The 22,819-nt window shown below is 40.3% G+C and carries 21 protein-coding genes; 17 read left to right on the forward strand and 4 right to left on the reverse strand.

Features of this window, described 5'->3' with window-relative positions; all coding sequences use genetic code 11:
• Window positions 1-135: 135 nt before the first annotated feature.
• The 6 genes from ACFFRD_RS34815 to ACFFRD_RS34840 all read left to right on the forward strand — a co-directional run bounded on the left by ACFFRD_RS34815 (window position 136) and on the right by ACFFRD_RS34840 (window position 8,404).
• Window positions 136-681 (forward strand): GNAT family N-acetyltransferase, encoded by a 546-nt coding sequence (locus ACFFRD_RS34815; RefSeq protein WP_392480453.1) that lies wholly within the window; start codon window positions 136-138, stop codon window positions 679-681.
• A gap of 101 nt (window positions 682-782) precedes the next feature.
• Entirely contained in the window at window positions 783-2,939 is a 2,157-nt protein-coding gene (locus tag ACFFRD_RS34820) for a polyribonucleotide nucleotidyltransferase (RefSeq protein ID WP_392480455.1), read from the forward strand.
• Window positions 2,940-3,392: 453 nt separating this feature from the next.
• Complete coding sequence (locus ACFFRD_RS34825) at window positions 3,393-4,295, forward strand: IS982 family transposase (RefSeq protein ID WP_392483087.1); 903 nt, start codon at window positions 3,393-3,395, stop codon at window positions 4,293-4,295.
• A gap of 720 nt (window positions 4,296-5,015) precedes the next feature.
• The gene (egtD, locus tag ACFFRD_RS34830; RefSeq protein ID WP_392480457.1) at window positions 5,016-5,990 is read left to right on the forward strand and encodes an L-histidine N(alpha)-methyltransferase; all 975 of its coding nucleotides are present in this window, start codon (window positions 5,016-5,018) and stop codon (window positions 5,988-5,990) included.
• Between the two features lie 339 nt (window positions 5,991-6,329).
• On the forward strand, window positions 6,330-7,667 hold the full coding sequence (gene ovoA, locus ACFFRD_RS34835) for a 5-histidylcysteine sulfoxide synthase (protein ID WP_392480459.1): 1,338 nt from the start codon (window positions 6,330-6,332) through the stop codon (window positions 7,665-7,667).
• A 242-nt stretch (window positions 7,668-7,909) separates the two neighbouring features.
• Entirely contained in the window at window positions 7,910-8,404 is a 495-nt protein-coding gene (locus tag ACFFRD_RS34840; RefSeq protein ID WP_114081279.1) for a DUF427 domain-containing protein, read from the forward strand.
• Window positions 8,405-8,742: 338 nt separating this feature from the next.
• Here ACFFRD_RS34840 and ACFFRD_RS34845 read toward each other — a convergent pair whose 3' ends face one another.
• Window positions 8,743-9,582, reverse strand: coding sequence for a sterol desaturase family protein (locus ACFFRD_RS34845; RefSeq protein WP_392480461.1), 840 nt, complete (start codon window positions 9,580-9,582; stop codon window positions 8,743-8,745).
• 605 nt (window positions 9,583-10,187) lie between these two features.
• Here ACFFRD_RS34845 and ACFFRD_RS34850 point away from each other — a divergent pair.
• From ACFFRD_RS34850 to ACFFRD_RS34860, 3 genes are all read left to right on the forward strand, one after another.
• Window positions 10,188-10,328 carry a hypothetical protein gene (locus ACFFRD_RS34850; RefSeq protein WP_159402525.1) on the forward strand — a complete coding sequence of 47 codons (141 nt, stop codon included), beginning with the start codon at window positions 10,188-10,190 and terminating at the stop codon, window positions 10,326-10,328.
• Window positions 10,328-11,209 carry a DMT family transporter gene (locus tag ACFFRD_RS34855; RefSeq protein WP_114081281.1) on the forward strand — a complete coding sequence of 294 codons (882 nt, stop codon included), beginning with the start codon at window positions 10,328-10,330 and terminating at the stop codon, window positions 11,207-11,209. The genes ACFFRD_RS34850 and ACFFRD_RS34855 overlap by 1 nt, the downstream gene beginning before the upstream one ends.
• 85 nt (window positions 11,210-11,294) lie before the next feature.
• Window positions 11,295-11,768: an SET domain-containing protein gene (locus ACFFRD_RS34860; protein ID WP_392480462.1), complete on the forward strand. Its 474-nt coding sequence runs from the start codon at window positions 11,295-11,297 to the stop codon at window positions 11,766-11,768.
• Window positions 11,769-11,911: 143 nt separating this feature from the next.
• Here the strand turns inward: ACFFRD_RS34860 and ilvC are convergent, their stop codons facing one another.
• Window positions 11,912-12,907 (reverse strand): ketol-acid reductoisomerase, encoded by a 996-nt coding sequence (gene ilvC, locus ACFFRD_RS34865; protein ID WP_069070300.1) that lies wholly within the window; start codon window positions 12,905-12,907, stop codon window positions 11,912-11,914.
• Between the two features lie 234 nt (window positions 12,908-13,141).
• Here ilvC and ACFFRD_RS34870 point away from each other — a divergent pair, with 234 nt between their 5' ends.
• The 8 genes from ACFFRD_RS34870 (at window position 13,142) to ACFFRD_RS34905 (ending at window position 22,063) form a co-directional block, all read left to right on the forward strand.
• Entirely contained in the window at window positions 13,142-14,062 is a 921-nt protein-coding gene (locus tag ACFFRD_RS34870) for a DUF4349 domain-containing protein (protein ID WP_392480463.1), read from the forward strand.
• A gap of 234 nt (window positions 14,063-14,296) precedes the next feature.
• Window positions 14,297-15,652, forward strand: coding sequence for an NAD(P)/FAD-dependent oxidoreductase (locus ACFFRD_RS34875; RefSeq protein ID WP_392480464.1), 1,356 nt, complete (start codon window positions 14,297-14,299; stop codon window positions 15,650-15,652).
• 153 nt (window positions 15,653-15,805) lie between these two features.
• Window positions 15,806-17,041, forward strand: coding sequence for an LL-diaminopimelate aminotransferase (locus tag ACFFRD_RS34880; RefSeq protein WP_392480466.1), 1,236 nt, complete (start codon window positions 15,806-15,808; stop codon window positions 17,039-17,041).
• Window positions 17,042-17,153: 112 nt separating this feature from the next.
• Window positions 17,154-17,792, forward strand: coding sequence for a Uma2 family endonuclease (locus tag ACFFRD_RS34885; protein ID WP_392480468.1), 639 nt, complete (start codon window positions 17,154-17,156; stop codon window positions 17,790-17,792).
• A gap of 296 nt (window positions 17,793-18,088) precedes the next feature.
• Complete coding sequence (locus ACFFRD_RS34890) at window positions 18,089-18,958, forward strand: zinc metalloprotease HtpX (RefSeq protein WP_392480470.1); 870 nt, start codon at window positions 18,089-18,091, stop codon at window positions 18,956-18,958.
• Between the two features lie 61 nt (window positions 18,959-19,019).
• Window positions 19,020-19,448, forward strand: coding sequence for a hypothetical protein (locus ACFFRD_RS34895; RefSeq protein ID WP_392480472.1), 429 nt, complete (start codon window positions 19,020-19,022; stop codon window positions 19,446-19,448).
• Window positions 19,449-19,794: 346 nt separating this feature from the next.
• Window positions 19,795-21,075 carry a M16 family metallopeptidase gene (locus ACFFRD_RS34900; protein ID WP_392480474.1) on the forward strand — a complete coding sequence of 427 codons (1,281 nt, stop codon included), beginning with the start codon at window positions 19,795-19,797 and terminating at the stop codon, window positions 21,073-21,075.
• Window positions 21,076-21,202: 127 nt separating this feature from the next.
• Window positions 21,203-22,063 carry a fructosamine kinase family protein gene (locus ACFFRD_RS34905; RefSeq protein ID WP_392480476.1) on the forward strand — a complete coding sequence of 287 codons (861 nt, stop codon included), beginning with the start codon at window positions 21,203-21,205 and terminating at the stop codon, window positions 22,061-22,063.
• Here ACFFRD_RS34905 and ACFFRD_RS34910 read toward each other — a convergent pair whose 3' ends face one another.
• Entirely contained in the window at window positions 22,064-22,240 is a 177-nt protein-coding gene (locus ACFFRD_RS34910; RefSeq protein ID WP_392480478.1) for a hypothetical protein, read from the reverse strand.
• A gap of 211 nt (window positions 22,241-22,451) precedes the next feature.
• Window positions 22,452-22,772: a TMEM14 family protein gene (locus ACFFRD_RS34915; RefSeq protein WP_392480480.1), complete on the reverse strand. Its 321-nt coding sequence runs from the start codon at window positions 22,770-22,772 to the stop codon at window positions 22,452-22,454.
• Window positions 22,773-22,819: the final 47 nt, after the last annotated feature.

Genomic DNA, 22,819 nt, shown 5'->3' on the forward strand with positions numbered 1-22,819 from the left:
CTACTCAGATTCTCGTAAAATTAAATAATTTAACTCGCAAAGCTCTAATTATTAAATCTTGTCAATAGCATTTATAATCAAATCATTGCATACAAATAATTTTCAAATAATCATTCTGCATCAACATTATTAGTAATGGATTTCCCCATTGTTAAAGTTATAAAAAATAACATAACAGTAGAACTAGATTATATTTATCCTCAAGAACAGGAGGTTGTAAGAACATTACTCAATGTTGTAATTGTTGAAGGTAAAACTTATCCCCAAAGGCAACCTCTATCTCAGGCAGAATTTTCAACTTACTGGTTAAGCAAGGATGCCTTTGTTGTCAGGACATCTGGTAAGGATGCTACACACAAGCCTAAAGAAATATTAGGGGCGTTTTATTTAAAACCAAACTTCCCCGGTCGGTGTTGCCACATTTGCAACGCTGGTTTTATTGTACAACCTGGGTTGCGCGGTCAGGGCATCGGGCGGTTCATGGGGGAGGCTATGCTCTTGATAGCAGCAAACCTGGGCTACGAAGCAGTAATGTTCAATTTGGTCTTTGAAACTAATATACCTTCAATTACCCTTTGGCAGTCGTTAGGATTTGAGATTATTGGGCGAATTCCTCGTGCGGCGAAGCTACGGGATGAACAGGTGGTAGACGCGCTGATGATGTATCGTGCTTTGGGTTGATGACAACTCTTATCTTTGTATGTACTAGAAGTCAGCCCTAGTGCATAAATGTTAGGATTGCCACAGAAAGAGAATAGCGAAAGAGAAGGAAAAAGAACTGAATGGCAGAAGTTGATAAGTCAATATCCTTCGATGGAAGGGATATTCGACTGAAAGTAGGCTTACTAGCTCCCCAGGCAGGTGGGTCGGTTTTGATAGAATCAGGGGACACATCCGTTTTAGTGACAGCTACGCGATCGCAAGCCAGAGAAGGCATTGATTTTCTTCCCCTCACAGTAGATTACGAAGAAAGACTGTATGCAGCTGGTAGGATTCCCGGAGGGATCATGCGGCGGGAAGGTCGTCCACCAGAAAAAACAATTCTCACTAGCCGTCTTATAGACCGTCCCATGCGTCCCTTGTTCCCTTCATGGTTACGGGATGACCTGCAAATTATCGCCTTAACGCTATCGATGGACGAGTTGGTTCCACCCGATGTATTAGCAGTTACAGGCGCTTCCATCGCTACCCTGATTGCCCAGATTCCTTTTAATGGGCCAATGGCAGCAGTTCGCGTTGGTTTAGTGGGAGATGATTTCATTATTAACCCCACTTATGCAGAAATTGAAGCCGGAGATTTGGATCTGGTCGTAGCGGGTTCTCCACATGGCGTAATCATGGTGGAGGCGGGAGCCAATCAGTTGCCAGAGCGAGATATCATCGAGGCGATTGACTTTGGTTATGAAGCAGTGCGGGACTTAATCAAAGCGCAGCAAGATTTAGTAGCAGAACTGGGCTTAGTGATAGTGCAAGAAGCACCACCAGAAGTAGACCAGACGCTAGAAAATTATATCCGCGATCGCGCTAACGGTCAGATTAAGAAAATCCTCTCTCAATTTACCTTTACCAAACCCGAACGCGATGCAGCTTTAGATGTCGTCAAGGATGAAATTGCCACGACGATTAAAGAACTGCCAGAAGAAGACCCAATTCGAATTGCTGCAACTGCAAATAGCAAGGCACTTGGTAATACTTTTAAAGATATTACCAAGTACTTCATGCGGCGGCAAATCATCGAAGATAACGTTCGCGTTGATGGTCGCAAACTCGATGAAGTACGTCGTGTTTCTTGTTCAGTTGGTGTCTTACCAAAACGAGTCCACGGTAGCGGTTTATTTAATCGGGAACTAACTCAAGTATTATCCACTTGTACTTTGGGTACACCTGGTGATGCTCAAAACCTCAACGATGATATGCAGTTAGACCAACATAAGCGTTATCTGCATCATTACAACTTCCCGCCGTTCTCAGTCGGGGAAACCAAGCCAATGCGTTCTCCAGGAAGGCGTGAAATTGGTCACGGGGCATTAGCAGAGCGATCGCTAATTCCTGTGTTACCGTCAAAAGAACAATTTCCCTACGTGATTCGCATCGTATCAGAAGTACTTTCTTCCAACGGTTCCACCTCAATGGGTTCAGTCTGCGGTTCTACCCTCGCCCTCATGGATGCTGGTGTACCAATTCTCAAACCCGTCAGTGGTGCAGCAATGGGTCTGATTAAGGATGGGGACGAAGTGCGAATCCTCACCGACATTCAGGGCATTGAAGACTTTTTGGGCGATATGGACTTCAAGGTTGCCGGGACGGATACCGGAATTACCGCCTTGCAAATGGATATGAAAATCCCCGGTTTGTCGTTGGATGTTATTTCCCAAGCCGTCCACCAAGCCAAAGCAGCTAGGTTGCACATTCTGGAGAAAATGCTCGCCTGCATCGACGTGCCACGGACTGAAACCTCACCTTATGCCCCACGTCTGTTAACAATCAAGATTGACTCAGATATGATTGGTCTGGTCATCGGGCCTGGAGGCAAGACTATTAAGGGCATCACAGAAGAAACTGGTGCAAAAATTGACATCGAAGATGATGGCACCGTAACAATTTCGGCTGTGGATGAGAACAAGGCGAAGAGAGCCAGAAACATCATCCAAGGTATGACCCGCAAGTTGCACGAAGGGGATGTCTATGCAGGACGTATTACTCGGATTATACCCATAGGTGCATTTGTGGAATTTCTGCCTGGGAAAGAAGGGATGATCCACATTTCACAACTAGCTGACTACCGCGTTGGCAAAGTTGAGGATGAAGTAGCGGTGGGCGATGAAGTGATTATCAAAGTCCGTGAAATTGATAACAAAGGTCGGATTAATCTCACCCGCTTGGGTATCCACCCAGATCAAGCAGCAGCAGCAAGAGAAGCTGCGGCGGTGAATCGGTAACTCGATTTGGGATTTTAGATTTTATCTAAAATCCGCGATGCCTACTGTGAAGGCATCGCCGTATGCTTCTCAAAAATAGTTGCACGAAATTTATTGAAACTCATACTTGTAAATCTCTTTGATGACTATAAAAGATAAGTAACTAAGCCTAAATAAATTAAAGTTTGTAGTAAGGGCTTTAGCCCTAACAATCCTACTTTTGAGCGATTCATCCCTCAAAAGTAGGATTTTATTTTATGTTTAATTTTACTATTATCTTTAATTTTAACTATCTACTTAATACCACGTGAGTTCGACGGATAGGAAAGCCCAAAAAGATTGCTAGATATGAATTTGCTCAACTGGACAGGGCCAAGCGATCGCTACAATTGATTGAGAATCAGCAAAAAAGTCACAAAAAAATGCCGAGACTAATAATATCTAACAAAAATCAGGGTCTCGGCTATGTCTACCATGATATCTCGCCTCGACATCACGCAAATTTTCTGCGACGTAGATGATTTCTGTAACCAGTGGGAAAATCTCTGGCAGCAAGTACCACAGTTGCCATCGACAACAGGAGAAAGGCGCAGCACTTCCCGAATGCATCTATCAGAGGTGATGACAATAGTCATTGCATTTCATGGCAGTGGATATAAGACTTTCAAAGAATTCTATACCATGCATGTGCTGACAAGTTGGCGTGAAGCATTTCCAAATCTGGTCAGCTACACTCGGTTTGTGGAACTGATGCCCTGGTGTTTAATGCTGTTATGTTGTTTTTTACATACACGTACAGGAGAAATTACAGGGATTAGCTTTATTGATTCCACCCCAATTAATGTTTGTCACAACTGTAGAGCACATTCTCACAAGGTATTTAAAGGGTTGGTGAAATGGGGGAAAAATTCTGTGGGTTGGCACTTTGGATTCAAGCTTCATTTAATTATTAATGATTGTGGAGAATTACTCGCATTTTCACTAACCCCAGCAAATGTAGATGACCGAAAACCAGTCCCAGATATGACTAAGGACTTGATTGGTAAACTCTTTGGTGACAGAGGATACATCTCTCAAAAATTATTTGAGGAGTTATATGAGCGAGGGTTGCAATTAGTCACAAAATCTAAAAAGAAAATGAAAAATCGCTTGGTAAAACTGATTGATAAAATTCTGTTACGCAAACGTGCTGTCATTGAGTCCGTCAATGACCATTTGAAAAATATATGTCAAATAGAACACTCTCGCCATCGTAGTCCATTTAACTTTTTGGTTAATTTGATGGCAGGGCTTACTGCTTATACCTATTTGCCCAAAAAACCATCTATTGACATTTACCCAAAAGACTTACCTGCATTGCCTCCTGCTATTTTTTAGTTCTGTCGAACTCACGTTAATACCATATAGCGATTATCAATTGCATTGAAATTGTAGGGAAGGGCAGTAAAATTCAAACCCTTTCTCCTTTTAAGCTATGGTGTACATACAACTCTGTACAAGGTACAAAACGACGTTAGATCCTCCTAAATCCACTTTAACCTTGGCTCCTATTACCGTAGGGGGAATCTAAATGCTGTGAGACAACTTTAAAATACTTGTGTATACACCCTAGCATAGCAAGCGTCTTTGACAGGAGAAAATATTTTAATTCAGGCGATCGCAAATTATTTAACTTTTATGAAAGAAAAATAGATAGCTTGGCATTTGATAAAACTCATTTTCAATAAACTTTAGTTATCTATTAAAATAAAAATAAGAGTTCTTTGAATTTTGTGATCGCTACAAAATCTCCAATTATTTTTAACTAAAATTTAAGTTATCATTAATAAAGTTAACTTCTGTGCATCGCAATTTTTTGGTAGTAGATAATGTCTACCTCTAATAGTGTAGTTATGTCTATTCCTAGCGACTTATTTATTAGCTTACATTTCAATTAATCAGCAAATATTAAATTAGTAAAACCTACTTTAATACCACACTAAATCTAGAGGTTTTTCGTATTTTAATTTATTATTAATTACCTAGAAATAAGCCTTGCTATTAAATACTAAATATGTCATATTAAGTACTTCATTCAGAACTAAATATATTGACACAATGCTAGCTACATATCTAAAATCTCTTAATGAGAACAATCGGGTTCTCAACAATGAAGGTGAAGATGTCATCCAAGGATTAATTCAAAGTCCCAAAACTTTACCCCCTAAATATTTTTATGATGATTACGGTTCAGAACTATTTGAACAAATATGTGAATTATCAGAATATTACCCAACACGAACAGAAGCATCGATTTTAAGTCAATATGCCGATGAAATAGCTCAGATAACAGGTAATTGTGAACTTGTAGAATTAGGCAGTGGTAGTTCTACAAAAACCCTTTTTTTGCTAGATGCTTACCAAAAAATTGCCAGTCACTGTAGATATATACCCATTGATGTTAGTCATGGCATCCTTAAATCTAGCGTAATAAAATTACAACATAAATATCCAAATCTCTTTGTTGAGGGATTAATAGGAACCTACGAACAAGCCTTGACGAAGCTAGAATCAACATTTGCAGCATCACGGATGATTTTTTTCTTAGGCAGTTCTCTTGGGAATTTTAATCCACGAGAATGTGATAATTTTTTAAGCCAAATTACTAGGACTTTGCAAGCAGGTGACTACTTTCTTTTGGGGATTGATTTACAAAAACCCAAAGAAATTTTAGAGCCAGCTTATAATGATAGTCAGGGAGTAACGGCTGCTTTTAATTTAAATATCCTTTCTCATTTAAATTGGCGTTTTCAAGGTAATTTTGACATCAGCTTATTCACTCACCAAGCTATTTATAATCAAAATGATGCTCAAATAGAAATGTATCTGCATTGCCAAAAGAGTCATGAGGTATCTTTAGAAGCGCTAGATTTGCAAGTTGGCTTTACAGATGGAGAGAGCATTCTCACCGAAATTTCTCGCAAGTTTGATTTAGTAATTATGCAAAAACAACTGGAGACACATGGACTCAAGACTCTGAAAACTTGGACAGATCCCAATCAGTGGTTTGGGTTAATTCTTTGCCAAGCTTAAATTTTGCTTACCAAAATTTGAATTTAAATAGACATATCCGTGAATTAAGCTTTAAACCTTAACTTACAAAACTTATGCTTTGTTCATGAATGGCACTTACTTAAGGCGGATAGGCATTGGTCATCCTACAATATCTCAGTATTTTTAGCCCTTTTATAAATGCTTAAGTAAGTGGCATTTTTTTGCTCATGGATATGTTTCATTTAGCAAAATTCAACATATCTAGAAAACATACACAGAATCGAAATGCAATCAACAATTAACATTAACAACTTTTTGATTAATGTCAAGTAAATCAACCAGAGTTAATAATCTATATAATAGCAATTGAGTTATATCATGAACAGTCTTCAATCTACTCATCCGCCTAAACTAGATAGTTGCGATCGCCAAGTTATCCTCAATTATTTTGAGAATGCTTGGCAACTAGAAGATATGCTGATGAAAACTTTAATAGGAGAAGATACATTTTATCTCAATCCCGATCCTTTGAGAAACCCTCTAATTTTCTATCTGGGACACTCGGCTGTTTTCTACATCAATAAATTAATTAGCGTTGGATTATTAGAAAAAAGGATCAATCCAGATTATGAAATTCTGTTTGAAATTGGAGTTGATCCAGAAGTACCAGAGGAATTAAATCAAGCGATCGCTCATTTAGAATGGCCACAAGTTGCACAAACTTGGGAGTATCGAAAACAAGCATATACAGTAATTTCCGAAGTAATTAAAACTACTCCGATTACGCTACCAATTCACCCTACTCATCCCCTCTGGGCTTTAATGATGGGGATTGAACATCAGCGTATTCATATTGAAACCTCTTCGATGTTAATTCGCCAACTACCAGTTGAGAGAGTGAAACGCCCCCAAAACTGGCAATATGCCCCTTTTAATGGCTACACTGCTCAAAACGAAATGATACAAGTTATAGGTGGGGTAGTCAAACTTGGCAAAGCCTTTAACGATCCGACCTATGGATGGGATATTGATTATGGCGATCGCACTGTTGAAGTAGAACCTTTTTTAGCCAGTAAATATCTGATTACCAATGCCGATTTTAGTTATTTTGTCAAGGCTGTTGGCTACGAAAATCAAGCGTATTGGGATGAAGAATCTTGGCATTGGAAAACTGAAAACAACATCAAATATCCCAAATTTTGGATACCTCAAAATGGCAGTTACAAGTATCGAGCCATGTTTGATGAAATCGACTTGCCTTTAGATTGGCCTGTAGAGGTCAATCACTATGAAGCATTAGCTTACTGTCGTTGGCAAGGTAAAAATACCCGTTTAATGAGTGAAGCTGAATATCATTTAGCAACTTATAGTAGCCCTTTGGTAGAAGATGTAGACAATTACAATGTCAATCTAAAATTTGGCTCACCTAGTCCAGTGGGAATGTTAGAAACCGCGAAAAGTTATTCTGGTTTGTACGATTTACGTGGAAATCTTTGGGAACACTTGAGTGAGAATTTAAATCCTTTACCAGGATATAAGCCTCATTTTCTTTACGAAGATAATTCTGCAATATTTTTTGATAATAAACATCAGATGATGTTAGGAGGATGCTGGATAACTAACGGTACAGAAGCTTTAAAATATTATCGCAATTGGTTCCGTCCTAATTTTTATCAACACGCCGGTTTTAGGATTGTTCAAGATATCAAGCATTAACGCTGACATGAGGTTTTAGAAAAATAATTTTTTGCAGGATACTAATAGTTACAGAATAGCAGTTTTTACATCTTCCATTTCTCTCTGTAACGATCAGGCTCAATATATTGCTGAGACAGTAAATATATTACTAGCCCAAAATCTAGGAGGAATAGTACGAAAAATTACCCTAGAATAGAATTAGATTCATGCAAACTACCTTTGTATTTTAATGGCAACGTAAAAACAGGAAATTATTAACTATGAGACCAAATCCTATTCCTCCACAACCCGGTCAAGAGTCAGTTTGGGATTATCCGCGTCCGGCTCGTTTAGAAGATACAAATAAATCAATTCGGATAATTGTTAATAATATTGTTTTAGCAGAAACAAGTAAAGCTAAAAGAGTCATAGAAACTAGCCATCCTCCTTCTTATTACATTCCTTCTGAAGACATTAAACTAGAATATCTAATAGAAACACCTAAAAAAACTTGGTGTGAATGGAAAGGCAAGTGTCAATATTATGATATTAGCATCGGTGATAAGTATATAAATAACGCTGCTTGGCGATATTTTGATCCCACACCTGATTTTGTCACAATTCAAGAATACTATGCTTTTTACCCTAGCTTAATGGATGCTTGCTATGTAAATGATGAGCTAGTTATGTCTCAACCTGGTGATTTTTATGGAGGATGGATTACCTCTGATATTGTCGGGCCATTTAAAGGTAGTCCAGGAACAATGGGGTGGTAATTTTTGGCATAAAATTAATGAGTCAGAATTTCTTGAAAATTTTGCCTCATGAATATCGAGTTTAGATAATTATTTAGGATTCCTAGATTCATTGCAACCAACCCCGTCAAACTACGCTTTATCTCTCCAAAAATCAGCTACGGTGTACACACATCTTTCTACAAGAAATGTTTCAGATTCTCCTAAATCCTCCGATAAATTGGAGGACTTTAAAAGAATTTTCCCCCTTAAAAAGGGGAGTTGGGAGAATCAAAAGCTTGTGGAAGAACTTTAAAAGACTTGTGTGTACACTGTAGCCAAAAATCAAAAGATGGGTTCTCTATATTTAAAGTTCTTAATCAATCTAAAGTCTTAGACAACTTCATGGTGATATGCTCCAAATAAGCTATAGGGAACATAATTCCTGGCTTCTTTGTAGGAGGGTTTAGGGTGTTGAATAACCTGTCCCAAAATCCTTGAATTCCATAGTTTCTCTTGAAACAACTGTGGTGAAGATCGTGAAAATCTGATGGAACAAAAAATATTGATAAGGAACTATGACCTTCAAGGTTGTAAGCATTACCTATAATAGTCCAAGCACATAGTTGGGTGATATCATACCCAAATATAAAGATAGGCAAAAGGTCTGTAATAGTAACAATAATATATTCAGTTAAACTCTTATGTCCAGCTACAAAACTTGATGAGTCGGCAAACTCATGATGTTTTAAATGTATTTTTTGTAAAAATTTTCTGTGAAGTAGTGAATGGGAAACGTAAAAACAGAAATCAGCAACAACTATTCTCATCAAAAACCATCCAAAATTTGAGAGCAAACTATTTCCTCTATTTACCTCTGGCGCTATGTAGAGGATAATTAAAGCTGCTATGAAACTTTTGATTTCTCCATTAATGATGCCTTTGGCAGTAAATGAAGGAAATGGTTGTGTTTTGACTTTCTTAACTCTGGCAGTTAATTTCTCTCTTAAATTATCATTATTTTTAATTACCTTTTCGATGAAAAGACCAATGCTATAAAATGAAATAGAACCAACAAGCCAGTATAACAGTACTTGAGTTATAAAATTGAGTTCTATATTGTGCAACAACCAATAAAATATTTGCTGAATAATGGTGCAAGTAATAGCAATTTTTAGATAAAATTCAACCTCGAAGCAGAAATTAAAAAACTTTCTCATACCTGCATCCTTTTAGTAGTTATGGGATTAAAGCCTTTTTGCAAGTATAAATTATTTATTTTTGGATTTCACCAGATTATAAATAGGGTTTCTCAATTGTATAGGATAAGAACAGCCCCTTCCGGCTAGCGTTGGTGACTAAGCTTCAAACCCTCTCTCCTTTTAGAAAAGAGAAATGGAAGTGATACCAAAATCATCGCATCCATAGATGATGTGTAGCAGCTTACCGCAGTGGATGATAAGCGCAATGTAGCAATCTGATTTGCAGGTATCCATTAGGCGATCGCAAAAATTTTCAGTCTACTAACATTTGTAATTATTTTATCGCTATCTACTTAGTGACATAATTTTTGTGACTAGGAGATTTTTAGTGATTAGAAATTTTAAACATAACGCAGCAAATGATACAATTTGGATTGGATTAATGCGAACTTGTTTTACCTTTTAATTGCAATGTGAAAAAAGACATGAAATTACCAAAATCAGATTAAGTTAAGTGGGCGTGAATAATTGTCGTTGGGATAAGGCAATAGGGAATAGACAACAGGCAATAGGTATAAGGGTTTTAGGCTAGTTCATTTTTATTTACATAGTTTGTTTTTATTGTGCCAACTTACTTAGTAGAACTTTCCCAACTAAAAATCCTCAATTCAGAAGGCGCTGACTGGATACAGGAAAACCAACATTCTCTATGCGATCGCATTCTCTATGGATGTAAAGAAACATTATTCAATCAATTAATTTGATGCAAATTGAAAATACGTTGCGTTTAAAAGGAATAATGCTGCTTATCCTTGTTAATGTAATTAGCGCTACAACTTTTCCATTGACTAAAGACATCGTTAGTAATCTTCCACCAAGTGCATTGATTGCTACACGCTTTGTCATAGCAGCAGCAGTTTTTGCTGTAAATTTACGTAATATTAACGCACTTTTACTTCGTGATGGTACAGTACTAGGTCTTTTCCTGTTCTTTTTCTTAGCTATAGAAACAATTGCACTCAAGACTATACCAGCGAATCGGGCTGCATTCATTGGCAGTTTGAACGCACTCATCGTCCCGCTACTAGCATGGCTGAGTGGTCAACGCGTACCGTTGAGAACTTTCCTAGCTGCTGGAGTAGCTGTAATCGGTATTGGCGTGATGTTTTGGGAAGGGGGAGAACTAGGAATTGGCGATCTGTTGATGTTCGTTGATGCTTTTGTCTATGCAGGCTACATAATTTTCCTAGACCGGGTTGCGTCTCGTCACCCCACCTTAACGCTTACCAGTGTTCAACTTTTGTTCATCGCGGTGCTAGGTCTGCTCTGGAATAATACCCAAATTCTTAACCAATTTGAGGTAATTCACCAGCACTGGGGAGTAATTGTCTACTTAGGGCTATTGGCGACAGCTGCTGTTATCTGGCTGCAAACATTGGCACAGCAATGGGTTTCAGCCGACGAAACCGCTTTACTTTATACACTTGAGCCATTGTTCGCCACAATTTTCTCGTTTTGGCTACTCGGAGAACATCTAGGAATACGCGGTCTAATTGGCGCAATTCTTGTCTTAGTTGCTCTGCTTCTAAGTCAAAGCCCTCAAAAGCTTGAGCCGGAAGCAAAAGTTGAGGTACAGAGCAGTTAACGAGCTTTCACCTCGAAAGTGAAATCAAACGAAGCCAAGTTTGAAATTTGGAAGCAAGAAATTTAAACATAGTGGGTTTTTATCTATGAATACAATAGAGTCAATTTCAGCTGTAAAGCTCAATTTTCATGTCACGATTCAGGAAACAGCAAAAGGAAGAGGAGTATTTGCTACGAAAAAATTTGCCAAAGGGGAAACTGTTGTAGTAGGTATCCCAATTGAAGAAGTTCCCCAACGAACAATTTATTCCTTTCAGATGGATTTTAATTTGTATGTCAACCTAGATGAGCCTGCTGTCGTAATTAATCATTCTTGCGATCCAAATACTGGTGTAAGCAACAATCAGTTTGGGGGATATGACTTCGTTGCTTTGGGCGATATCGAAGTCGGTGAGGAAATTACCTGGGACTACGAAACCACTGAATATGAATCAATAGCTGTCTCTCGCTGCTTGTGCAAATCTCTATCCTGTCGAGGGAAAACATTAGGATTCAAATTCCGCGAACAAATGTTGCGCGATCGCTATGGAGAGTACATTGCAGATTATCTCAAAATCTAAAGCAAAAGATGTTATTTAAAATGCACCTATTCTATGCATTTTAAATAACATCTATAGCAGTATGAAAAATAATTTTGCGTAATTTCAAAATCATTGTAGAGACGTTTCATTGCAACGTCTCCACATTCAGCTCCTTGTTTTGCTTAAGCTTTTTTCAACCAGCTAAACATAGCGCGTAAATCTTTACCAACTTCCTCAATTTTGTGTTCAGATTCTTTACGACGCATGGCGGTAAATCCTGGTTTACCAGCTTGGTTTTCTAGAACGAATTCCCGTGCAAATTGCCCAGATTGAATTTCGCTGAGAATCTTTTGCATTTCAGCTTTGGTTTGTTCGGTAACAATCCTTGGCCCACGGGTATAATCGCCATATTCAGCTGTGTTAGAAATGCTGTCGCGCATTTTAGCTAAACCGCCTTCTACTACCAAGTCAACAATCAGCTTGACTTCATGCAGACATTCAAAATATGCCAATTCTGGTTGATAACCAGCTTCTACCAAAGTTTCAAATCCGGCTTTGATTAAAGCACTCAAACCACCGCACAATACTGCTTGTTCGCCAAATAAATCGGTTTCGGTTTCTTCGCGGAAAGTGGTTTCGAGAACACCAGCGCGAGTACCACCAATACCTTTAGCATAAGACATGGCGCGATCGCGTGCCTGACCACTGGCATCTTGATAAACTGCAAACAGCGCTGGTACGCCTTCACCACCTTCATAAGTCCGCCGTACCAAATGCCCTGGCCCTTTTGGTGCAACCATTACCACATCTACGTTAGCTGGTGGTACAACTTGCCCAAAGTGAATATTGAACCCGTGGGCAAAAGCTAACACATTTCCTTCTTCTAGATTGGGTTCAATCTCATTTTTGTAAATCGTTTTTTGAACTTCATCAGGTAACAAAATCATGATGAAATCAGCAGCATTGGCAGCATCTGCGACATTCTTCACAGTTAACCCAGCAGCTTCAGCTTTTGCTACTGACTTACTACCCGGATATAGTCCCACAATCACATTCAAACCACTATCTTTGAGATTGAGAGCGTGGGCATGACCTTGAGAACCATAGCCGATGATAGCAATAGTTTTTCCAGCCAAAAGGTCTAAATTGGCATCTTCGTCATAGTACATCCGGGCCATAGAAGCATCTCCTGTCAGCAAGCATCGTCATTTATTGGCAGGCTTACGATTGTACCTCAAATTGAGTAACACAGATTACTATAAATAATTCAATTTTATCTCTTTGGACTAAGGGGAGCAGGGGACTAATGACTAATGACTAATCACAAACCTGTTACATAAATCGCAACAATACAGGTTTTGAGTATTCTTTCAGCAATACTAGGTTTAACTTCATCCATCTAAGGATAGATTATGTACGCTTCGACTAAATTGCCTCGTACATCTGCTTTATTTATGAGTGCATTATTAGGAGGGTTGATTTTTACTAGTTGCGCTTCTTCGGATCGGTCAACAAATCAGTCTGCACCTCAAGTTGCAGCCAATGGCGCGGTAAATCAATTATCTGCTCGTGAAAACAGTATTTCCCAAAAGGCAGAAGTTGCACCAATAACCCGTTCTCGTCCCCAACTCATCAAAAAGGCAGCAATCTCTTTGACTGTCAACTCTGTAGATAAAACTGTTGATGCTGTTTCGCAAATTATCAATCAACAGCAAGGGGATTTAATCGGGTTGAAACAACAACAACCCAAAAGTGACAACCCGCGTTACACAGCAACAATCCAATTGCGGATACCAGAGAATCGGCTAGAACCTACTCTGGAAGAACTAGCTAAATTGGGCACTGTAGAGAGTCGTAATATTACTGCGGAAGATGTAGGCGATCGCCTGGTGGATTTTCAAGCCAGATTAACAAATTTGCAAAAAACTGAAGCCAATTTGCAAAAAATCATGGATCGGGCGGGTTCTGTTAGAGATGTGCTGAGTGTTGCCCAAGAATTAAGTAATGTCAGACAAACAATAGAACAAATTGATGCCCAACTCAAAAGCCTACAAAATCAAGTTGCATATTCCACTATTACGCTGAACCTTGAAGCAGCAGTTTCTAGCACCAGTCCCCAACCTGCTTTTGGTTTGCAAGTTCAGGAAACTTGGAATAACTCTACCCATTCTTTGAGTGCATTTTCCGTTGGCTTACTCAAGCTGGGTATTTGGTTAATTGTTTACAGTCCCTATTTGTTAATTTTTGCTGCTCTTGTCTACGGCTTTAGTCGTTGGCGGCGAACTCATTCACCACGTTTAACACAAACACCAGAATCAACTCGTTCTGAATGAATTTGCATAAATCCTCCATCTACCGTTGATAAATTTACATAAGCAAAGAGTATGTTAAATATTGCCAAATCTTATTGTCTAACCCTCTATCTTTAAAAGTTCTATTTATCCTGTAGTTTTGATTGCTTTAATCATTCTTCAAATGTAAACAGGAATACAAAATATATGATGACAATTTTGATACAAATTTGTTAAGAATAGTTACAATAGTCAGAATACCGGATAATATTTCTTATGGTAAATTCTCTTGACAATAATCCACCTCATAAAGTAGTTATTGTTGGTGGTGGTTTTGGAGGACTCTATGCGGCAAAAACACTTGCCAAGGCAGCAGTAAACGTTACTCTCATCGATAAACGTAACTTTCATCTATTTCAACCCCTTTTATATCAAGTTGCCACAGGTGCGCTATCTCCTGCTGATATCTCCTCACCGTTGCGTTCTGTCCTCAGCAAGAGCAAGAATACGAAAGTGTTGCTGGGAGAGGTGAATAATATTGATCCAGAAGCAAAACAAGTGACTGTGGGCGACGAAGCAATAGCTTACGATACGTTGATTGTTGCCACAGGTGCAAAGCATTCCTACTTTGGTAAAGATAACTGGGAAGAATTCGCCCCCGGCTTGAAAACTGTAGAAGATGCCATAGAAATGCGTAGCCGGATTTTTTCAGCCTTTGAAGCCGCAGAAAAAGAAACCGATCCAGAAAAACGCCGTGCTTGGTTAACTTTTGTAATTGTGGGTGGTGGCCCAACAGGTGTAGAGTTAGCGGGTGCGATCGCAGAATTGGCAAACCAAACCCTCAAAGAAGATTTCCGCAACATCGACACCTCAGAAGCCAAGATTTTGCTATTAGAAGGGCTTGATCGGATTCTGCCACCTTTTGCACCAGAGTTATCGCAAGAAGCGGAAGCATCCCTGACGCGCTTGGGGGTGGTTGTCCAGACAAAAACACTGGTAACGAATATTGAAAATGATACTGTTACCCTCAAACAAGGCGATGAAGTTAAAGAAATTGCCTCAAAAACGGTATTATGGGCAGCAGGTGTAAAAGCTTCAGCAATGGGAAAAGTGTTAGCAGAACGCACAGGTGCTGAGTGCGATCGCGCTGGACGGATTATCGTTGAACCTGACTTGAGTATTAAGGGACATCCCAATATTTTCGTAGTTGGCGACTTAGCAAATTTCTCTCATCAAAATGGTAAACCCCTACCTGGTGTTGCACCTGTAGCCAAGCAAGAAGGTGAATATGTCGCAACATTAGTTCAACAGCGACTTGCAGGTAAAAATTTGCCACCCTTTGCTTATACCGATCATGGTAGTTTAGCGATGATTGGGCACAATTCTGCTGTGGTAGATTTGGGTTTTATCAAGCTGAAAGGTTTCTTTGCATGGCTGTTTTGGCTAGTGATTCACATCTACTTCTTAATTGAGTTTGACAACAAATTAGTAGTAATGATTCAATGGGCGTGGAATTACTTTACCCGTAATCGCGGAGCAAGATTGATTACAGGTAAAGAATCAATCACGGAGTTTGTAATTAGCGATCGCAACAGTTATTCAGCCGATAATAAACAGCCAGTAAATGTCTAATTGGGCATTGGGCATTGGGGAAAGACTTGTTGCAAGTTCTCACAAGTCCCCTTGTCCCCTTGTCCCCCCATCTCCCCATCTCCCCATCTCCCCACTCCCCGCCCTCATAAATTAGCAGTAAGCTATTTGAGGGCGTTTTTCATAATCTATATAATGGCAACTATTAACGACAACTACCTGAAACTGAAAGCGGGTTATCTGTTTCCAGAAATTGCTCGGCGGGTGAATGCCTTTGCAGAAGCGAATCCTGATGCTAAAATCATCCGGCTAGGCATTGGCGATGTTACCGAACCTCTGCCGGAGGCTTGCCGCACAGCGATGATTAAAGCTGTGGAAGAGATGAGCGATCGCAATACTTTCAAAGGCTATGGCCCTGAGCAAGGCTACGCTTGGTTGCGGGAGAAAATTGCTACTCATGATTTCCAAGCACGGGGAGCCGATATAGATGCCTCGGAAATATTTATCTCCGATGGTTCCAAGTGCGACACAGGCAACATTCTAGAAATCTTTGGTCATGACAATATAATTGCCGTTACTGACCCAGTTTACCCTGTGTATGTAGACACTAACGTTATGGTGGGTAATACGGGAGATGCCAACGATAAAGGAGAGTTTGAAGGCTTAGTTTATCTACCAATTACGGCTGATAACAACTTTATCGCAGAGATTCCCTCAAAGAAAGTCGATTTAATTTATCTCTGCTTTCCCAATAACCCCACTGGCGCAACTGCTACCAAGGAATATTTAAAGGCATGGGTGGACTATGCCAAAGCTAATAACTCGATTATTTTCTTTGATGCAGCCTACGAAGCTTATATTACCGATCCATCGATTCCGCACTCAATTTATGAAATAGAAGGTGCAAGAGAAGTTGCGATCGAGTTTCGGTCTTTTTCCAAGAATGCAGGCTTTACAGGAACTCGTTGCGCCTTAACCGTAGTACCGAAGACACTCACCGGAAAAGCCGCCGATGGTTCCGATGTCGAACTATGGAAACTCTGGAATCGCCGCCAGTCCACCAAATTTAATGGTGTTTCTTACATTGTTCAACGGGGAGCCGAAGCGGTTTACTCTGAAGAAGGGCAAGCACAAATCAAAGGATTGGTTAGTTTCTATCTAGAAAACGCCAAAATTATCCGCGAGAAACTCACAGCCGCCGGATTGTCAGTTTATGGTGGCGTGAATGCACCTTACGTCTGGGTAAAAACGCCTAATGGTTTATCCAGTTGGGAATTCTTTGATAAGTTACTGCAAACCGTCAACGTTGTCGGGACACCTGGTTCTGGCTTTGGTGCTGCGGGTGAAGGTTACTTCCGCATTTCGGCGTTTAACAGCCGGGAGAATGTCGAAGAAGCGATGAAGCGGATTACCGAGAAGTTTAAGGTGTAAGCGATCGCTTTTGTTAAACTCATTCTATTAATCTAAAGGTTACGGTGGGCTGTATTATCCACCGCAACCTGATAGATATTGAATTTTCAATTTTGAATTGGAGCGAAGCGACATGACTGCTGCTATCCCCGTTTTCAAAGCTGTTAGCCGGATGCAGTTAGCACCTGGTAGCTCAGTGACTATTCCTGATTTTAGCTGGGAAGAATTTGAATCTATTTTACAAGAATTGGGAGAAAAAAGAACTACACGAATTGCCTACAGCCAGGGTACTTTAGAAATTATGGCTCCTTTCCCAGAACATGAAATTCCCAAAGATTTAATTTCTGATATTGTCAAAATATTGCTAAAGGCTAAAGATATCAGATACCAACCTTTTGGTTCCACCACTTTTAAACGGCAAGGTGTAGCGGGAGTTGAACCTGATGCTTGCTTTTATATTCAGAATTATCAACAAATGATTGGTCATCGCCGCTTACAACCTGATGATCCGCCGCCAGATTTAGCGATTGAGACTGATGTCACATCGAAAACTACTCTTGATGCTTATGAAGCCATTGGAGTCCCAGAATTATGGGTTTACGACAGTGGAAACCTTTCTATTTATTTGTTGAGAGATGGGAAATACATAAAATCTAATACCAGTCCTAATTTTGAAGATATAGCTATTACTCAAATTATTCCTGCTGCCGTGGAACGCAGTTGGCAAGTAGGAAGCTTTCAAGCTTTGGAAGAATTGCAAGCGATGATTTAGTAAACGGTTCGAATTGACGTAGTTATTTCATACTATAACTGCTTAATTTCTGCCCGAATAAATAATTTACTTCTAGAGATAGATGTCGTTTTATTATCTATAAATAAAAATATTATCAAAATAAGAAGTATCAAAAACAACTAAATTATTTTTTATAAAAGTTAAGTAGGAAAACCGTACTTATCTGATAGGTTTTCTGTACCATATATCTAAGTTTAGCTGGATACAATCAAAGTATGGCTTAAGTAATGCTGTTTTCTAGAAAATTTATACAGCATTAGTAGGAGAGCGAAAATATGGGAAATCAAGTGAAAACGGCTGCTTTACTAGCTGCATTAAGTGGTCTTTTGATCGCAATTAGTTACTGGGTAATTGGCGGTAGTAGTGGCTTAATAATTGGAATTGGCTTGGCAGCAGCAACAAATCTATTTTCCTGGTATCAATCAGATAAGATTGCTCTGGCAGTATATCAGGCCCAGCCTGTGAGTGAAGGAGAAGCACCAGGACTTTATCGGATGGTGCAGAGATTAAGCGATCGCGCTAACATTCCTATGCCTAGAGTTTACATTGTCCCAAGTCAAGGTGCTAACGCCTTTGCGACAGGGCGCGATCCCGAACACGCTGCTGTGGCTGTCACCGAAGGCATTTTGAATATATTGCCAGATGATGAACTCGAAGGTGTTATCGCTCACGAACTCACCCACATTATTAATCGTGACACCCTGACACAAGCTGTTGCTGCTACCGTTGCTGGTGCGATCTCATTCCTAGCGCAAATGGTGAGTTATAGCTTATGGTTTGGCGGTGGTTCACGAGATAACAACAGAGGTGGTAATCCTTTGGGCGTTTTGTTAACAGTAATGCTTGCGCCATTAGCTGCAACGATTATTCAGCTAGCAATTTCGCGCACACGAGAGTTCTCTGCTGATGCAGGTTCAGCTAGATTAACTGGTAATCCCCGTGCATTAGCTAGGGCATTACAACGCTTAGAAGCCTCAGCAAAACAGATCCCTTTAAATGCCAATCCAGCTTTTGAACCGTTATTAATTATCAATTCTATCTCTGGACAGTTTTTAGGTAACTTATTTTCCAGTCACCCTGCTACAGAAGCAAGAGTTGCAGCATTATTGAAATTAGAGCAACAACTACCAACAAAATCTTATTGATTTGCCATTTGATGTAGTTTTCATCCAAGAGTAAATTTTGCAATTTAAGGATGTTTTAACTATGAATGCTAACAACATCAAATCCTTTGAAAGCACAGTCATTGAATCTACAGAATCCATAGTAATTGTAGAAATTAGTTCTCAAACCGACGAACTAGTAGAAACTGAAATGGCTAACGAAAGTGATGAAGTGAAGCGCGAAACCAAAGCGCTGATTGAGGCACTAAAAAGACGCGCTCAAGCTGAGGCTGATTCAGCAGGAACTCTCACACGTGAAACCTATTTGAAAGCTGTGCGACAAGCACGAGAATTGGTTGAAGGGAGAAAACTGATGCAACGCGATCGCTTAGAGGACTCTTGGGCGGTAATTCAGGATGAAGTTGAGAGAAACTGGTATTTATTGATGAAAGACTTAGTGGACTTCAATTTTCGCCTGCAAAAAGCGGCTATTGCAGCTTGGGAAACCTTTAATAATCCTTACTCTCGTTAGTTCGTGTAACCTCTCTCTGTCTTAAGCTAAAGTTCAAAACTTGTCCTTCTCCGAGTCGGTGAGGGACAAGTTTTGTGTAGTGAGGGATTTCCAAGAAATAAATTATCGAACCACAGAGGCAAGGCAGCGCAGTCTTCTCCCAAAGGGAGAGGCTAGCGCCAAGGGGGTTTCCCCCATGAGCGACTGCCGCGCAGAGAACACAGAGTGAAGAGGAATGGAGAGATTTTGCAATCGACTTGGGGATATTTTTTATTTGAAAGTTCTAAAGCTAGGGAGAGGTCTTTTTATATAGATTTTGCGTCGCGGATAAGATAAAGAGGTAACGTAGCTCCTCACACAAGTAGCAATGACTTCAACCCTGCGGAAATTTACTCGTCTTCATAGCCCAACCCTGCATCAGTTACCCAATGGTTTGACAATCATAGCGGAGCAGATGCCAGTTGAAGCTGTAAACCTCAACTTATGGATTAAAGTTGGTTCAGCCGTCGAATCTAATGCCATTAACGGTATGGCTCACTTTTTAGAACACATGATTTTTAAGGGAACAGAACGATTGGCTAGCGGCGAGTTTGAACGTCGAATTGAAGAACGGGGTGCTGTCACCAATGCCGCTACCAGCCAAGACTATACTCATTACTATATAACTACTGCCCCCAAAGATTTTGCCCAGCTTGCTCCATTACAAATAGATGTAGTATCAAATGCTAGTATTCCCGATGATGCTTTTGAACGTGAGCGATTAGTAGTTTTAGAAGAAATTAGGCGTTCAGAAGATAATCCCCAACGGCGGACATTTCGCCGGGCAATGGAGACAGCATATAATGAGCTACCTTATCGTCGTGCGGTATTGGGGCCAGAATCGGTGATTGCCGAACTTAAACCCCAGCAGATGCGGGATTTTCATCATAGTTGGTATCAACCCCAGTCAATTACTGCTGTAGCTGTGGGCAATTTGCCTGTAGAAGAATTAATTGCGATCGTTGCTGAAGGATTTACAAAAGCTAATAAAACTCAGCACTCCCCACTCCCCACCCCCCACTCCTCACTAAATCCTGAGTCACCATTTACAGAAATTGTCCGCCGAGAATTTACAGATGAAAGTCTCCAGCAAGGCAGGCTATTGATGCTTTGGCGGGTTCCAGGAATGGTGCAGTTAGATCGCACCTATGGATTGGATGTTTTAGCAGGAGTTTTGGGACACGGACGGACATCAAGACTGGTGAGAGATTTACGAGAAGAACGGGGATTAGTTTCTTCAATTTCTGTGAGCAATATGAGCAATCAGCTGCAAGGGACATTTTATATTTCAGCTAAATGTGCAGTAGAAAATTTAGCAGAAGTAGAGAATGCGATCGCTCAACACATTCGCAAAGTCCAAACCGAGTTAGTCACAGAGTCAGAAATTGCCCGTGTACGGCGGCGAGTAGCGAACAGATTTATTTTTGGCAATGAGACACCAAGCGATCGCACTGGGTTGTATGGTTACTATCATTCCTTGGTGGGAGATTTAGAACCCGCCTTTAACTACCCAGATTATATTCAGAGTCAAGATGCAACCGACTTAATGCAAGCAGCCAAAGAGTATCTTTCCCCAGATGCTTATGGTGTAGTTGTCGTTAAGCCGTAAAGTGAAGAAGGCAGGAGGCTGGAGGCAGTGTTTCGACTACGCTCAACAACCAGGCAGGAGGTTGGAAGAAGAATTTTTCCCCTGCTCTCTGTCCCCTGCTCCCTCATCCCCACTCCCCAATTTAATCATGTGGACTCAAATCGACACCTATATCAGCCAGGTGACTGGCGAAAAATTTCAGAGTCAGCAACGGCGATCGGTTGGTGGTGGATGTATCAACCAAGGTTATGCTGTTTCCAATGGTGAGATTACCTACTTTGTCAAGCTGAATCTTGCATCCCAAGTTGCGATGTTTGAGGCTGAGGCACTGGGTTTAAAGGAAATGCTAGCAACAGCTAGTATTCGCATCCCAAAACCTATTTGCTGGGGTGTAGCTGAGAACTCTAGCTACATTGTGCTGGAATGGTTAGAACTTGGTAATGGCAACAGCAATTCGTGGCAAGTGATGGGGCGCAAATTGGCGGCGATGCATCAAGCTAGCAGTAGCCAAGGTTTTGGTTGGAAAATTAACAATACCATTGGTTCAACGCCCCAAATCAATACTTGGACAGCAGATTGGACAGAATTTTATATTAAACATCGCCTTGGTTATCAATTTCAGTTGGCAAGGCGACGGGGAGAAAGTTTCCCCCAGCAAGAAAAACTACTAGCAGCTATCCCTGAACTATTGGCGCACCAAGTACAACCTTCTTTAGTACATGGCGATTTATGGGGTGGAAATGCCGGGTGTACTGCGTCAGGAGAACCCGTGATTTTTGATCCAGCAACTTATTTTGGCGATCGCGAAGTTGATATTGCCATGACAGAATTATTTGGTGGGTTCCCCGCAGCTTTTTACAAAGGTTACAACGAAGTTTTTCCTTTAGATGCAGGCTATGAGCAGAGAAAAACACTTTATAACCTTTATCACATTTTGAATCACTTCAATTTATTCGGGGGAGGTTATGCTTCCCAGGCGAACCGGATGATTGACCAGATTTTGCGCTAACTACAGCATTTCATTAATTCGTAACGAATCAAATTTGGCAATACCGTGCTTTGTGAATGTATCGGCTTGCTTTGTTAGTGCATCGGCTTGCCTTGTGAATGCGTTAGCTTGCTTTGTTAGTGCATCGGCTTGCCTTGTGAATGCATCGGCTTGCTTTGTTAGTGCATCGGCTTGCATTGTAAATGCGTTAGCTTGCCTTGTGAATGCATACCCTTGGATATAAAAACAGGAACGTGGTTATTGCTTATAGACTGATGCCAATACTTTTCGGATTAACCCAACAATCTCTCTTTTGATCTGGGGAAAGGTTACTGGACTTGGGGAAAAGTAAATTCAAACCCTTTCCCTTTCCCCTTTCCCCCTTAACCGAAAAGTATTGAGACTGATGCTACTTTAAAGCCACTATTTGACTCACCATCACCGCCAATGCCACCATCCCCAAAATCGTCATTAATCCTGCCGGCATAAACTTACGTGTTTTAGCTAGTCGAACTGCAAAGACTACAACTAAAACAGCAGTAACTAACACTGCTAAAATCGAACCCCAGGTTTGCCCTTGGAGTTGAAAGTAAGCAGCGAGTATTAGTAATAAACCGCTAATACTACCACTTACCAGTGAAACCTTACTTCTAGCCTGAGTATAGCCAATAATTCCACCAGCGATCGCTAATATGCCGTAAGCAAAAGCAGCAATTATACTTAAATTCATTGTTAATACATCTGTAGATTTTGACTTTACTGCCAAGGTCAGCCGAC

The sequence above is a fragment of the Nostoc sp. C110 genome, assembly GCF_043099725.1.
In the GTDB taxonomy this organism is placed as follows: Bacteria; Cyanobacteriota; Cyanobacteriia; order Cyanobacteriales; family Nostocaceae; genus Nostoc; species Nostoc muscorum_A.

Coding starts and splice junctions, on each gene's coding strand:
- ACFFRD_RS34815 (WP_392480453.1), top strand. CDS start 136: ATGGATTTCCCCATTGTTAAAGTTATAAAAAATAACATAACAGTAGAA.
- ACFFRD_RS34820 (WP_392480455.1), top strand. CDS start 783: ATGGCAGAAGTTGATAAGTCAATATCCTTCGATGGAAGGGATATTCGA.
- ACFFRD_RS34825 (WP_392483087.1), top strand. CDS start 3,393: ATGATATCTCGCCTCGACATCACGCAAATTTTCTGCGACGTAGATGAT.
- egtD (WP_392480457.1), top strand. CDS start 5,016: ATGCTAGCTACATATCTAAAATCTCTTAATGAGAACAATCGGGTTCTC.
- ovoA (WP_392480459.1), top strand. CDS start 6,330: ATGAACAGTCTTCAATCTACTCATCCGCCTAAACTAGATAGTTGCGAT.
- ACFFRD_RS34840 (WP_114081279.1), top strand. CDS start 7,910: ATGAGACCAAATCCTATTCCTCCACAACCCGGTCAAGAGTCAGTTTGG.
- ACFFRD_RS34845 (WP_392480461.1), bottom strand. CDS start 9,582: ATGAGAAAGTTTTTTAATTTCTGCTTCGAGGTTGAATTTTATCTAAAA.
- ACFFRD_RS34855 (WP_114081281.1), top strand. CDS start 10,328: ATGCAAATTGAAAATACGTTGCGTTTAAAAGGAATAATGCTGCTTATC.
- ACFFRD_RS34860 (WP_392480462.1), top strand. CDS start 11,295: ATGAATACAATAGAGTCAATTTCAGCTGTAAAGCTCAATTTTCATGTC.
- ilvC (WP_069070300.1), bottom strand. CDS start 12,907: ATGGCCCGGATGTACTATGACGAAGATGCCAATTTAGACCTTTTGGCT.
- ACFFRD_RS34870 (WP_392480463.1), top strand. CDS start 13,142: ATGTACGCTTCGACTAAATTGCCTCGTACATCTGCTTTATTTATGAGT.
- ACFFRD_RS34875 (WP_392480464.1), top strand. CDS start 14,297: ATGGTAAATTCTCTTGACAATAATCCACCTCATAAAGTAGTTATTGTT.
- ACFFRD_RS34880 (WP_392480466.1), top strand. CDS start 15,806: ATGGCAACTATTAACGACAACTACCTGAAACTGAAAGCGGGTTATCTG.
- ACFFRD_RS34885 (WP_392480468.1), top strand. CDS start 17,154: ATGACTGCTGCTATCCCCGTTTTCAAAGCTGTTAGCCGGATGCAGTTA.
- ACFFRD_RS34890 (WP_392480470.1), top strand. CDS start 18,089: ATGGGAAATCAAGTGAAAACGGCTGCTTTACTAGCTGCATTAAGTGGT.
- ACFFRD_RS34895 (WP_392480472.1), top strand. CDS start 19,020: ATGAATGCTAACAACATCAAATCCTTTGAAAGCACAGTCATTGAATCT.
- ACFFRD_RS34900 (WP_392480474.1), top strand. CDS start 19,795: ATGACTTCAACCCTGCGGAAATTTACTCGTCTTCATAGCCCAACCCTG.
- ACFFRD_RS34905 (WP_392480476.1), top strand. CDS start 21,203: ATGTGGACTCAAATCGACACCTATATCAGCCAGGTGACTGGCGAAAAA.
- ACFFRD_RS34910 (WP_392480478.1), bottom strand. CDS start 22,240: ATGCAAGCCGATGCACTAACAAAGCAAGCCGATGCATTCACAAGGCAA.
- ACFFRD_RS34915 (WP_392480480.1), bottom strand. CDS start 22,772: ATGAATTTAAGTATAATTGCTGCTTTTGCTTACGGCATATTAGCGATC.